We start from the raw sequence: 12583 nt of genomic DNA, 5'->3' as shown, positions 1-12583 counted from the left end.
GATGCCGACGTGTTATGTCTCCTTATTCAAGCACGCGGGTTTCGCCGCTCACCGGATCATCGACGCTGACTTTGCCGTCGGCTTTGGCGACCGTCAGGGTGAAGAGGCGCGGCGCGGTGTTTGGGTCGCCGCCGCAGGTGGCGTCATGTTTTTCATGGACGTTGATTTGGTAGTTATCGCCTTCTTCAGCGGCATCGAAGAACAGGCACTCGGTTTTCAGCGAGGTCAGTTGGTGTTTTTCCAGCGCGGCGAGGGCGGCGGCGAAAGCGGCATCTTCGCTGTTAACGGGCGTGGCAACCGCGCTGATGCTGGCGGCGAACAGGGTGGTGAGCAGGATTTTTTGCATGGTGTTGTCCTCGTGGTGTGGGGGAGAGCGGAAGGTTTAATAAAAAACCGCAGATCTGCTGCGGTTTTTGCTGAAAGGCGCGGTTTAGTAGGCGCCGAGGATATCCAGTCCGGGCAGTTTTTTGCCTTCGAGGTATTCGAGCATGGAGCCGCCACCGGTGGAGATGTAGTCCACTTTGTCTTCGATGCCGAACTGGCCGATGGCCGCGATGGTGTCGCCGCCGCCGGCGAAGGTGAAGCCGGGGCAGGTAGCGATGGCTTCAGACAGTGCTTTGGTGCCTGCGGCAAACGGCGCCATTTCGAAGACGCCGACCGGGCCGTTCCAAACGACGGTTTTCATTTCCGCGATGATGCGCGCGTAGTTTTCGGCGGTTTTCGGACCGATATCCAGGATCATTTCGTTGTCGGCAACGTCTTCGACATTTTTAGTAACCGCTTTGGCGTCCGCCGAAAATTCGGTGGCAACGACGACGTCCACGGGCAGCGGGATGTTGACGCCGCGATCACGGGCTTTATCCAGCATGGCTTTGGCGTCGTTGAGCAGGTCGGGTTCGTAGAGGGAGGCGCCGACGTTGATGCCTTCGGCGGCAAGGAAGGTGTTGGCGATACCGCCGCCCGGGATGAGGGTGTCCACTTTTTCCAGGAGGGATTGCAGTACCAGCAGTTTGGTGGAGACTTTGGAGCCGCCGACGATGGCGAGCAGCGGACGGGCCGGGTTTTTGACGATTTTTTCCAGTGCTTCAACTTCTTGCTGGACGAGCAGGCCGGCAACAGCGGTTTTCGCTTTTTCGGCAACGCCGTAGGTGGAGGCTTGGGCACGGTGGACGACGCCGAAACCGTCGCTGACGAAGACGTCGCACAGGGCGGCGTATTTTTCGGCCAGCGCCGCTTCGTTTTTCTTTTCACCTTTGTTGAAGCGGCAGTTTTCCAGCATGACGATGTCCCCGGCGGCGACTTGCGGGGCTTTGTCGAGGTAGTCTTTGACGAGCGGGACGTTTTTGCCGAGCAGGTTGCCGAGGTAGGCGGCCACGGGGGCGAGCGAGAAGGCTTCGTCGTATTCGCCTTCGGTCGGGCGCCCCAGGTGCGCCATGATCATCACGGCAGCGCCGTGATCCAGGGCGTAGCGGATAGTCGGCAGGGCTGCCTGGATGCGGGCGTCGCTGGTGATTTTGCCGTCTTTGAGCGGGACGTTGAGGTCGAGCCGCATCAGGACGCGTTTGCCGTTGACGTCGATTTCGCTGAGTTTGCGCATGGTTTTTTCCTCTTTTTCAGGGGTTGTGGGTGTTCAGAGTAAGGCCTTGCTTTGGGCGACGATGTTTTCCACTGTCAGCCCGTAGAGCGGGAAGAGTTCGTCCGCAGGAGCCGAGGCGCCGAAGGTGTCGATACCGATGACGGTGCCGCGATCGCCGCTGATGCCGCGCCACGGCAGGGTAACGCCGGCTTCGACGACGACGGTCGGTACGCCTTTGGGCAGGACGGTGGCACGGTAGGCAGCATCCTGCTGCTGGTAGAGATCAAGACAGGGCATGGAGACGACTTGTACGCGCTGGCCTTCTTCGCGCAGCCTGGCGGCGGCAGCGACGATGAGCGCGACTTCGGAGCCTGTGGCGACGAGGACGAGGCTGGGGTGTTCTGCCGCTTCGAGGATGTAGCCGCCTCTGACGATGTTTTTGCGCGTGGCTTCGTCGCGTTTTTGTTCGGGCAGTCCTTGACGGCTAAGGGCAAGTGCGGTCGGGGTAGTCGGATTCAGGGCGCTGCGCCAGGCGACGAGGGTTTCCTGCTGGTCACAGGGGCGCCAGACATTGAGGTTGGGGATGAGGCGCAGCGAGGCGATGTGTTCAACGGGTTGGTGCGTCGGGCCGTCTTCACCGAGTCCGATGGAGTCGTGGGTGAGAACGTAGGTGACGGGCAATTTCATCAGCGCGGAGAGGCGTATGCCGTTACGCATGTAGTCCGAGAAGACGAGGAAGGTGCCGCCGTAAGCGCGCAGGCCACCGTGCAGGGCGATGCCGTTCATGATGGTGCTCATGGCAAATTCGCGCACACCGTAGTGGAGGTAGTTGCCGCTGAAATCGCCGGGCTTGATGCTTTTTGAAGCGGCCTTGCTCCAGGTGAGGTTGCTGCCGGTAAGGTCGGCCGAGCCGCCGATGAGTTCGGGCAGGTGCGGCAGGAGGAGGTTGATGGCGTTTTCGGAGGCTTTGCGGGTGGCGATGTTGCCACCGGCTTCGTTGTACTGGGCGAGGGTGTTGTCGATGACGCGGTCGAGGTTTTCCGGCAGTTTGCCGCTCATGACGCGGGCAAATTCCTGGGCTTCGGCCGGGTATTGATCTTGGTATTGTTGCCAAATGTGTTCCCAGGCGTCTTGCAGTTTGGCGCCTTTTTCGCGCAGGCTGGCCGCTTGGTAGGCGCCCTCTGGCAATTCGAAGTCGCCTTCCGGCAGGCCGAGCGCTTTTTTGGTCAGCGCGATTTCTTCTTTGCCAAGCGGGGCGCCGTGGGTTTTTTCGGTGCCTTCGAGGTTGGGTGAGCCATAGCCGATTTTGGTGCGGCAGATGATGAGCGAGGGTTTGCCGGTTTCGGCTTTGGCTGCGTTGATGGCGGTGTTGATGGCGTCGGTGTTGTGGCCGTCAATGTCGCGGATAACATGCCAGCCGTAGGCTTCGTAGCGCGCGGCGACGTCTTCGCCAAACCACGGCGCGATTTCGCCGTCAATAGAGATACCGTTGCTGTCGTAGAGGCAGATGAGTTTGCCAAGGCCGAGGGTGCCGGCCAGCGAACAGGCTTCGGCGGATACGCCTTCCATCAGGCAGCCGTCGCCGAGGAAAACGTAGGTGTGGTGGTCAACGAGCGGTAGGTTGTCGCGGTTGTAACGCGCGGCCAGGTGGCGTTCGGCGATAGCCATACCGACCGCGGTGGCAATGCCCTGGCCAAGCGGACCAGTGGTGATTTCGACTCCCGGGGTGTCGCGGTATTCGGGGTGGCCGGGGGTTTTGCTGTGCAGTTGGCGGAATTTTTTGATGTCTTCCAGCGAGATGTCAAAGCCGGTGAGGTGCAGCAGGGCGTATTGCAGCATGGAGGCGTGGCCGTTCGAAAGGATGAAACGGTCGCGGTTGTACCATCGGGTGTCGGCCGGGTTGACACGCAGGTGTTCGTGCCACAGGACGGCGGCCATGTCCGCCATGCCCATCGGAGCCCCCGGATGTCCCGAATTGGCTTTTTGCACGGCATCCATGCTGAGGATGCGGATTGATGCGGCGAAGGTTTGGATGGGGGTCATGCGGGTCTCCGGTCAGTATGGAAGGGGTCAGGCGGCGTCTGCAGCTGCCTGCGGGTTAAGAAGTTGCAGGTAGTCGAAGAAGATGTGCAGCGTCTCGAACAGGGCAACGTCGGGGACAAAACTTTCTTTTTCGTCCTCGTCTTCTACAACGGCATTGCGTTCTTCGATTTCTTTCTGGCTCTTTTTGTCGGCGTTGAGCAGGGGGACGTCTTTGCGTTGCGCCGCTTCATAGTCGTCCTGGTATTTTTTCCAGTCGGCATGTTCGTTCTTGCGGGTTTGCAGGTTGAGCGGCCAGGTTCTCTGCCGGTTTTTTTCCAGGACTTTGTCAACGTATTCCTGGTAACGGCGCAGTTCGGGTTTGCCGAGCATCCGGGTTTCATGCAGTTGGCGCAGGGTGCCGAGGGTGCTGTCGGTGATTCTGCCCGCCGGTTTGATTTTGACAGCGGTGATGGATTTCCACGGCAGGGCGTATTCTTCGGCCTGTTCGCCGACTTCGTCCGCCGAGAAAAGCGCGGGCAGGCGGATGTCGGGCGAGACACCCCGGAACTGGGTGCTGCTGCCATTGACGCGGTGGAACATGGAGATGGTGAATTTCATTGCACCAAGGTTGGGGGTGTTGTTGACGACAAAGTCGTTGAGGTTAACTATGGTTTGCACGGTGCCTTTGCCAAAGCTGTTGCTGCCGATAATAAGGCCGCGTCCGTAATCCTGGATGGCAGCGGCAAAGATTTCCGAGGCAGATGCGGCGTAGCGGTCAATAAGGACGGCAAGCGGACCATCATAAGCGGTACCCTCATCATCGTCGGTTTCGCTGCGCACGCCGCCTTTGGCGTCAGAAACGATGACGACGGGGCCCTTGTCAATGAAGAGGCCGACGGTTTTCACCGCTTCGTAGAGCGATCCACCGCCGTTGCCGCGCAAATCAACAACCACGCCATCCACTTTGGCATCGCGGAATTCTTTGAGCAGGCGCTCGACATCACGCGAGGTGCTGCGGTAATCGCTTTTTTCTTGCTGCGCGCCTTCAAAGTCCATGTAGAAGGACGGCAGCTTGATGACGCCGATGCGCCGGATCACACCGTCTTCGCTGACTTCTTCGATGGTGGATTGGGCAGCCTGCTCTTCAAGTTTGACTTCATCACGTTCGAGGGTGATTTCGCGCATGCCTTTGGCGGCATCAACAGGGTCAATCAAGAGGCGCACAAGGGTACCTTTTTTGCCCCGGATGAGGTCAACAACCTTGTCTAGCCGCCAGCCGGTCACGTCGACGAATTCACCATCATTTCCTTGGGCGATACCGATGATTTGGTCTTTGACGCTGAGTTTGCCGCTTTTATAGGCAGGACCGCCCGGCACGAGTTCGCGGATGGTAACGCGGTCTTCTTCTGAAGCCAGGATGGCACCGATGCCTTCCAGCGAGAGGCGCATGTTGATGTTGAAGTCTTCGTTAGTGCGCGGTGAAAGGTAGTTGCTGTGCGGGTCGAAGCGGCTGCTGACAACATTCATGTAGATGTCAAAGACGTCGTTCATGGTGATCTGGTTGAGACGGCGCAGAGCACCGGTATAGCGGCTGCGCAGCAGTTTCAGGGCTTTTTCTTCGCTTTTGCCGGAAACGCGCAGGCGGATGAGCTGGTCTTCAATACGCTTTTCCTGCTCTGCCTGGGCGACGGCGGCATCAGCCGGCCACGGCTGTTTTTTGCCGGCTTTGGCTTCGGGGTAGGTAATGGTGCTGTCACCGCTGAGGTCAAACGGGCGGGAGAGGCGTTCCAGCGACCAGCGGTTCAGTGCATTTGCCCGCTCGCTGTAGCGCTGATAGATGGCAAGCAATGCGCTCAGGTCGCCCTTGTTCGCCTGTAACAGCGCATCACCATAGTGTTTAAATTCGTCAATATCACTTTGCAGGAAGTAGATGTGCGAGGGATCCAGCGCTTGCAGGTAATCAAGATGAATGTCGCCAGCAATGGCAGAGAGTTTTTGTTTGCGGTAGTGGTGGTTGACCAGCAGGTTGGTTCCAAGACGGAACGCTTTTTTGTGTTCGTTGCTGATAATCAACGGTTCCGGGGCATAATCGGGAACGGTATCGGCGGTTGTTTGTCCCGCATTGCTGTGCACACAGGCAGAAAGCAGGATGGCAAGGAAGATGATGGGGAGTCGTTTCATCATAAAAAGTATAAAAAGTTTCGTGTTTGAGATAGTAAGACAGCGTTAGTTTAACATGCTTTCCACCCAGCGCGGGACCTCAACCGTGGCCTTGCCGCTGTAAATATGCTGGAATTTGCTGGCGCCGTGACTGGGTTCCAGGTTGATTTCATACGTCTCTGCCCCCCACTCGCGCGCGAGGGCGACGAAGCCGGCCGCCGGATAGACTTGCCCCGAAGTGCCGATAGCGGCGAAATGGGTGCAGTTGGCGAGGCGCTTTTCAATAATATTCATGTAATAAGGCATCTCGCCGAACCAGACGATATCCGGCCGCATGCCGTGGGCACGCTTGCAGACCGGGCAGACCGTTTCCGTTGAGCAGTCGTCGTGCCAGTTATCCTGCACGCTGTCGCAGTAGAGACAGCGCACACTGAGCAGGCTGCCGTGCATATGCAGCACTTCCGTGGCACCGCCGCGTTCATGAAGATCATCCACATTCTGCGTAATCAGCGTCACCTTGCCGGGCAGCGCCTGTTGCAGACGGGCCAAGGCGATATGGGCGGCATTCGGCTGTACATCGGCATCATGCAGGCGGGCGCGGCGGGCGTTATAAAAATCCTGCACCAACTTGGGATTACGCGCAAAACCTTCCGGCGTGGCGACATCTTCCACACGGTGGTTTTCCCACAAACCGTCGCTGGCGCGGAACGTTGCAATCCCGGATTCGGCGGAAATCCCCGCTCCGGTCAATACCACAACTCTCTTTTCCGTCATGATCGTTCCCCCACGCAAGCGGCGATAAACAGCATCGCCCAACCCACTAAAAATGCTACCCCGCCTACCGGCACCAAGTAGCGCACCGCTTCCGTGCCCAAGAACGCCATTACATACAAGCTGCCGCAAAAACAGCACAAACCCAGCAACCAGCACAACCCGGCGGCACGGCAAAACGACAGCGGAAGACGCAAAGGCAAAGTCGCAAGCAGCATTAACGCCAGCGTGTGCACAATCTGATAACGGTGTGCCTTGTCAAAAAAAGACGCGTGCAGCCCGCTGAACACCTCATGCCCGGCGATAGCGCCGAGAGAGACCCACAAAAATCCGCTCAGCGCGGCCGCGAGCAAAAACAGACGTGCCGTGCGGCTATGCGGATACCCCGCCGTCGCTTTCGGCATGGCAGGCGGTATCTCACCACTTGGCGACTTAACCTGATTGACCATAAAAACCTCACAATAGCAGCGGGAAACCGCCGCTTGAACCACAAATCACTGCTATAATCCCGCGCCTTCGGCGGGCGCAGACACGCATCTTACCACCGCCCGCAAGACCTTTCGCCGTACCCCAAAACAATGCGGCCATCCCGCCCAATCCCTCACGGAACATCGCCAACATGGTATTCAACTGGTTCAAAAAACGAAATAAAGCCCAAACCACTACCCCGCAAGAACAAGAAAATAACGCTGCCATCACCGAACAACCCGTCTCCTCCCCCGTAGAAAGCCCCGCTAGCGATAGCCCAAGCGAGACAACGGTGGCATCTATCGTCAACGAAGAATCGATAGCCGTTATCGCAGAAAACGCGTCAAGCGAGATAACTACGGCGTTTGCGGCAGAAGAAGCGCCCACAAACGACACCGACGAAACTGCACCAAGCGAGGAGGTGGCGGCACCTACCGTCAGCGAAGAATCAACAACCGTTACCGCAGAAACTACGCCAAGCGAGACAACTACGGCGCTTACAGCAGACCCAATAAGCGAAACCGCCGCCGAATACGACAACACACCCCAGCCGCAAGCAAAACCGAAAAGCGAGGGGGGCTACTTTGCCCGCATCCGTCAGGGACTCGCCAAAACACGGCACGGCTTCGCCAACCTTTTCCTCGGGAAAAAAACACTCGACCAGGACCTTATCGACGATCTCGAAGCACAACTGCTCACCGCCGACGTTGGCATCGAAGTCACCACCAAAATCATCGACACCGTCACCCAACAAATTGATCGCAAAGAACTCAAAGACGTGGATGCCGTCAAAGCCGCCGTGCGCGACCACATGCAGCAACTGCTCGCACCCTTTGCCCAGCCGCTTGATACCAGTAGCGCCAAACCCTACGTCATCCTCATGACCGGCATTAACGGCGCCGGCAAAACCACCACCATCGGCAAACTGGCACGCCACTTCCAGCAAGAAGGCAAAAAAGTCATGCTCGCCGCCGGCGACACCTTCCGCGCCGCCGCCGTTGAACAACTGCAAACCTGGGGGGCGCGCCACAACGTCCCCGTCATCGCTCAAGGTACCGGTGCCGATGCCGCATCCGTCGCCTACGACGCCCTGCAATCCGCGACCGCTCGCGGCGTGGATGTTCTTATTATTGATACCGCCGGACGCCTGCATACCCAGGATCATCTCATGGCCGAACTGCAAAAAATCAAACGCGTCATCGGCAAACTTAACCCTGACGCCCCGCACGAAACCATGCTCATCATTGATGCCGGCAACGGTCAGAACGCCTTGCGCCAGGCCGAACAATTCCACAAAGCCATGCAACTCGACAGCATTACCGTCACCAAACTTGACGGCACTGCCAAAGGCGGCATCCTCTTTGCCATCAGCGAAAAACTGGGCATTCCTATCCGCTACATCGGCGTCGGCGAGCAGTCGGAAGACTTACGACCCTTTAATGCAAACGAATTTGTGCGCGCACTACTATATGTAGAATAAAATGTAAACGTAAAATTGAACAGAAAAATCAAATATAGGAGCCTCGACATAATGACGACAACAGCACTAACCCTCAGCCACCAAAACTGGTTAACCCCCAGCACCGACATCGACCAATACATCGCTAAAGTCCGGCAAATCCCGGCTCTGGATGCCGACGAAGAACGCCGCTTGGCCATTGCCCTGCAAGAAACTAACGACATCAACGCCGCGCAAACCCTTATCGTCCACCACCTCAAATTCGTCGTCCATATCGCGCGCGGCTTCACTGGCTACGGCCTGCCGCTAGGCGACCTCATCCAGGAAGGTAACATCGGCCTGATGAAAGCCGTTAAACGCTTTGAGCCGCAACGTGGTGTGCGCCTCGTATCCTTCGCCGTGCACTGGATCAAAAGCGAAATCCACGAATACGTCATCCGCAACTGGCGCATGGTTAAAATCGCCACCACCAAAGCGCAGCGCAAACTCTTCTTTAACCTGCGCAGCATGAAAAAAGGCATCGGTTGGTTAAACGAAGAAGAAGCGCGCGTAATTGCCGACGAACTCAACGTCAGCACCAAAGACGTTTTCGAAATGGAAAGCCGCATCCACGGCCAGGACATCGCCTTCGAACTCGGCGATGACGACGAAGACAACGATCACTTCAGCCCCTCACAATGGCTGACAGACAGCAGCGTTGACCCAGCAGAAAGCGCAGAGAACGCCGAACACGACAACCTGATGCAGCGCAAACTTGCCAGAGGTCTGCAATCACTGGATGACCGCAGCCGCGCCATCGTCCAGGCCCGCTGGCTGAATGAAGACAACAAAGCGACTCTGCAAACCCTTGCCGATGAATACAAAGTCTCGGCAGAGCGCATCCGGCAAATCGAACAACAGGCCATGCACCAACTGCGTTCGCACATCGAAGCCTGAGTATTTCGGGAAAGCGGGACAACTGCTTTCTCCTTTCACCTCTAATCACATAAAAATAACAAAACCCGATCATCTACCGGCAAAGCTGCCGAGAGGCAATCCCCAAGTAAAAGAACATGACAACATTACACGGAGACGAAAACGACATGAGTTCTCAAATTAAAAAAGCCGGGCTGAAAGTGACCGGGCCGAGGATGAAAATCCTTGAAATCATGGAACGCGAGACTACGGACAACGCCCGCCACCTCAGCGCGGAAGACGTATATAAAATCCTGCTCAAAGCGGATGAAGACATCGGCCTCGCCACCGTGTACCGCGTCCTGACCCAATTCGAACAGGCGGGCATCCTCAAACGACACAACTTTGAAGGCAACCACAGCGTTTTCGAAATCAACAACGGTGACCACCACAATCACCTCATCTGTGTGAAAACCGGTAAAGTCGTTGAATTCTATGATAAAACCATTGCTGAGCGCCTCAAAGAAGTTGCGCGTGAATACGGCTACGAACTCGAAGACCATAGCCTTATCCTCTACGGCGTTTACAACGGAGATCTCGCCAAATAGTTGCAAACCCAGATGATGAAACCAGTGCTCACCCACAAAACGCTTCCGTAAGGAAGCGTTTTTCACGAATAAGCGGCGAAAAATGAATAAAGAATCTGTGGCAACCCGCGCACTTTGTTCTGCATCAACCTCATGCTGCGTTCCATACTATTCGTGTTCAAGACAAGAGGGAGGGCGGCCACGTCATCCACAAAGCCCATCAGGCGACACTTATCGCCTATCAGGTTTCCTTCGCATAAAATTGAGCGCGCTATCGTAAAAGACGACATCCTGTGAACAAACCCGCCTTCATCCCCACCCTGCTCAAACTTGCCGCCGTCGCCACCATCTTCTACCTCAGCTACGGCCTCACCAACCATTACACTGCGAGCCGCGCCGACGTTCCCGAAATCGCCTACGCCTGGGAACACCACATTTCCTTCCTGCCGTGGACCATCATCCCCTACTGGTCGCTCAACCTCTTCTACGGCCTTGGTTTTTTTCTCTGCGCAAGTACGCGCGAACAACACCGCTACATCGCGCAACTGCTCGCTGCGCAAGCCATCGCCATCAGCGGTTTCCTGCTTTTCCCGTTGCAAATCAGCTGGGCGAAAGACATCGGTGACGGCCTCTTTGCCGCGCTCTTCCGCTCGCTTGCCGCTTTCGATCAGGCTTACAACGAAATGCCCTCGCTGCATATCATCCTCACCCTCATCATTGGCCGCTTTTACTGGCCGAAACTGCCGTCGTGGTTACGCCCGCTGTGGTTTGCCTGGTGCCTGCTCATCGGTGCCTCAGTGCTCACTACCTATCAGCACCACTTCATCGACATCCCGACTGCGTTACTCGCCGGTGCCTTCATCCTCTGGGTGCTGCCGTGGCAGGGAGTCTCACCACTACGGGCGCACGAGCCCATAACTCCACGCCGCCGCCGCTTTGCCTTCCTTTATCTCGCCCTCGCCATCCTCATCGCCCTGCCGGCGCGTTGGGGTGGTGCCTGGTTGTGGCTACTCTGGCCTGCGACCTCCTGCCTCATCCTCGCTGCCGGACACGCCCGCCTCGGTGCTGCTATTTGGCAAAAACAGGCAGACGGGCGCCCGACGCTCGCCGCCCGCCTGCTACTCACGCCCTTGCATTTCGCTTACCGCTTCAACCAGTATGCTTGGTTACGCGGCAATGCACGCAGCACCGCTGCCCTCACCCCACGCCTGTACCTCGGCAGCATCCTCGCTGCCGACCAATACCACGCCGTAGTGGATACCTGCGCCGAATGTAGCCTGCGCCGCCGCTCCACCCATTACCACAGCGAACCCATGCTGGACATGACCGCGCCTGACCCCGCCGCCCTCAACCGCGCCGCTGCTGCCATCGAAGCTTTCCTCAACACACAACCTGACCCCGTCCTTATCTGCTGTGCCCTCGGCTATGGCCGCAGTGTCGCTGCTGCCCTTGTCTGGCTGGTGCGCTACGGCGGGGAAACCGATGTGGACAGCGCCTTGCGCCACATCCGCAGTATCCGTCCGCTCGCCCGTCTGCCGGAGGAAACCCGTATAGCCGTCGTACAAGCGCTGGAAAATGCCAATGAATGACCTGCTGTACACCACTACGGCGCTGCTGGATGCGACGCGCCGCCTACTACCGTTCAACCTGCTCCTGGCCGCACTAAACGGCTGGCGTGCGGATAGCATGCTGATGCTGATCGTGTGGGCGCTGCTGACCCTGGCGGCGCTATGGCTGCATTGGCGCATTGCTTTCGATACTGCCATTTTTCGCCGCTGGATGAATGAAAACGCTGACATTTCCGCCTTTGATACTGCGCTTGCCGACCTGGGGCTGCGTCGTGCCCGTCCCCACGTTCCGTTAGTAGCTCGCTGTCGTGGTGCAGCGCGTCTATGCAAGCGACTGCTGTTGCTCACTCTGTTGCAAACCGTGGTAACCGTCATTACTGTTTGTACCTGAAAACAGGTGACCGGCTTAAGAACGTGTTCATAGCCTTCGTAGCAGGATTCCCAAGAAAGCCAAAACCATCATTTGGGGCTGGTACTCAGCTTACGCTCGCAGTTCTTCCAAAGCTGTCTGTTCTTTTCCAGTCAGGAAAAACTGCGCCCTACTACCCATCGCTTCGGCAATACCGCAAAACGGTGCAATTCGTTTCGTTTGGCAATCCCTACCCCCGCACCAGTCAATTCCTGCACCGACAACGCAAATGCTCCGCCTGTGTAGCCACCGTCGGCAAGGACTTTTTGTACCGCGCCAAGATTATCCCGCTCACGTTCCAATGCCAGCAGGCAGCCTTTCCTATCCGTAACATCCGCCGTCGTCACCGCAAGGGCATGCGGCAAACCCTGCGTGTCAACCGCTATATGCCGCTTGATACCGCTCACTTTCTTGCCGGCATCGTAGCCTTTTTCCATGGCGGTATCCGTGTTCTTCACACTCTGCGCATCAATAATCAGGAAAGTGGTTGCTTCATTACGTCCCTGCTTGCGGCGTGCTGCTACCACCTGATTTTTTTAACACTTCCTCAAGGAGGCTGATGCCATTTTCGCGGGGTTCGCTCCATATCTGGAAGTAAGAATGAACGGTGCGCCATTTGGGAAACATGGCAAAAATTTCCCTCCCACCGATCGCTTGACGAGCCGGCGT

At 57.3% G+C, this 12583-nt stretch carries 11 protein-coding genes and 1 pseudogene; 5 read left to right on the top strand and 7 right to left on the bottom strand.

Translation table 11 applies throughout. From position 1 onward, the window contains the following. Positions 1 to 22 precede the first annotated feature (22 nt). The 6 genes from DY250_RS09035 to DY250_RS09010 form a co-directional block, all read right to left on the bottom strand. A complete protein-coding gene (locus DY250_RS09035) occupies positions 23 to 346 on the bottom strand; it encodes a hypothetical protein (protein ID WP_115612014.1) in 324 nt (107 codons plus the stop codon). Between the two features lie 84 nt (positions 347 to 430). Next, complete coding sequence (locus tag DY250_RS09030) at positions 431 to 1597, bottom strand: phosphoglycerate kinase (RefSeq protein ID WP_115612013.1); 1167 nt, start codon at positions 1595 to 1597, stop codon at positions 431 to 433. 33 nt (positions 1598 to 1630) lie between these two features. Then, the gene (gene tkt / locus DY250_RS09025) at positions 1631 to 3619 is read right to left on the bottom strand and encodes a transketolase (protein ID WP_115612012.1); all 1989 of its coding nucleotides are present in this window, start codon (positions 3617 to 3619) and stop codon (positions 1631 to 1633) included. A 27-nt stretch (positions 3620 to 3646) separates the two neighbouring features. Continuing rightward, positions 3647 to 5782, bottom strand: coding sequence for a carboxy terminal-processing peptidase (locus DY250_RS09020; RefSeq protein ID WP_115612011.1), 2136 nt, complete (start codon positions 5780 to 5782; stop codon positions 3647 to 3649). Between the two features lie 42 nt (positions 5783 to 5824). Then, positions 5825 to 6532, bottom strand: a complete 708-nt coding sequence (gene cobB / locus DY250_RS09015) for a Sir2 family NAD+-dependent deacetylase (protein WP_115612010.1) — start codon at positions 6530 to 6532, stop codon at positions 5825 to 5827. Beyond that, on the bottom strand, positions 6529 to 6933 hold the full coding sequence (locus DY250_RS09010; RefSeq protein WP_245951087.1) for a DUF423 domain-containing protein: 405 nt from the start codon (positions 6931 to 6933) through the stop codon (positions 6529 to 6531). The genes cobB and DY250_RS09010 overlap by 4 nt, the downstream gene beginning before the upstream one ends. Before the next feature lie 215 nt (positions 6934 to 7148). Here DY250_RS09010 and ftsY point away from each other — a divergent pair, with 215 nt between their 5' ends. The 5 genes from ftsY (at position 7149) to DY250_RS08985 (ending at position 11896) form a co-directional block, all read left to right on the top strand. Then, on the top strand, positions 7149 to 8477 hold the full coding sequence (gene ftsY / locus DY250_RS09005; RefSeq protein WP_115612008.1) for a signal recognition particle-docking protein FtsY: 1329 nt from the start codon (positions 7149 to 7151) through the stop codon (positions 8475 to 8477). Between the two features lie 51 nt (positions 8478 to 8528). Further along, positions 8529 to 9392, top strand: coding sequence for an RNA polymerase sigma factor RpoH (rpoH, locus tag DY250_RS09000; protein ID WP_115612007.1), 864 nt, complete (start codon positions 8529 to 8531; stop codon positions 9390 to 9392). A 146-nt stretch (positions 9393 to 9538) separates the two neighbouring features. Then, positions 9539 to 9958, top strand: a complete 420-nt coding sequence (gene fur, locus DY250_RS08995) for a ferric iron uptake transcriptional regulator (protein WP_040389087.1) — start codon at positions 9539 to 9541, stop codon at positions 9956 to 9958. 272 nt (positions 9959 to 10230) lie between these two features. Beyond that, positions 10231 to 11526 (top strand): phosphatase PAP2/dual specificity phosphatase family protein, encoded by a 1296-nt coding sequence (locus DY250_RS08990; protein ID WP_115612006.1) that lies wholly within the window; start codon positions 10231 to 10233, stop codon positions 11524 to 11526. Further along, on the top strand, positions 11519 to 11896 hold the full coding sequence (locus DY250_RS08985; RefSeq protein ID WP_115612005.1) for a hypothetical protein: 378 nt from the start codon (positions 11519 to 11521) through the stop codon (positions 11894 to 11896). The genes DY250_RS08990 and DY250_RS08985 overlap by 8 nt, the downstream gene beginning before the upstream one ends. Before the next feature lie 27 nt (positions 11897 to 11923). Here the strand turns inward: DY250_RS08985 and DY250_RS08980 are convergent. Continuing rightward, positions 11924 to 12538: pseudogene (locus DY250_RS08980) on the bottom strand (IS5 family transposase); the annotation flags it as partial. Positions 12539 to 12583: the final 45 nt, after the last annotated feature.

It is taken from the genome of Cardiobacterium valvarum, assembly GCF_900460955.1.
In the GTDB taxonomy this organism is placed as follows: domain Bacteria; phylum Pseudomonadota; class Gammaproteobacteria; order Cardiobacteriales; family Cardiobacteriaceae; genus Cardiobacterium; species Cardiobacterium valvarum.
Note: the sequence above shows the minus strand (reverse complement) of the source record. Positions and strands in the feature narration are given on the sequence as shown.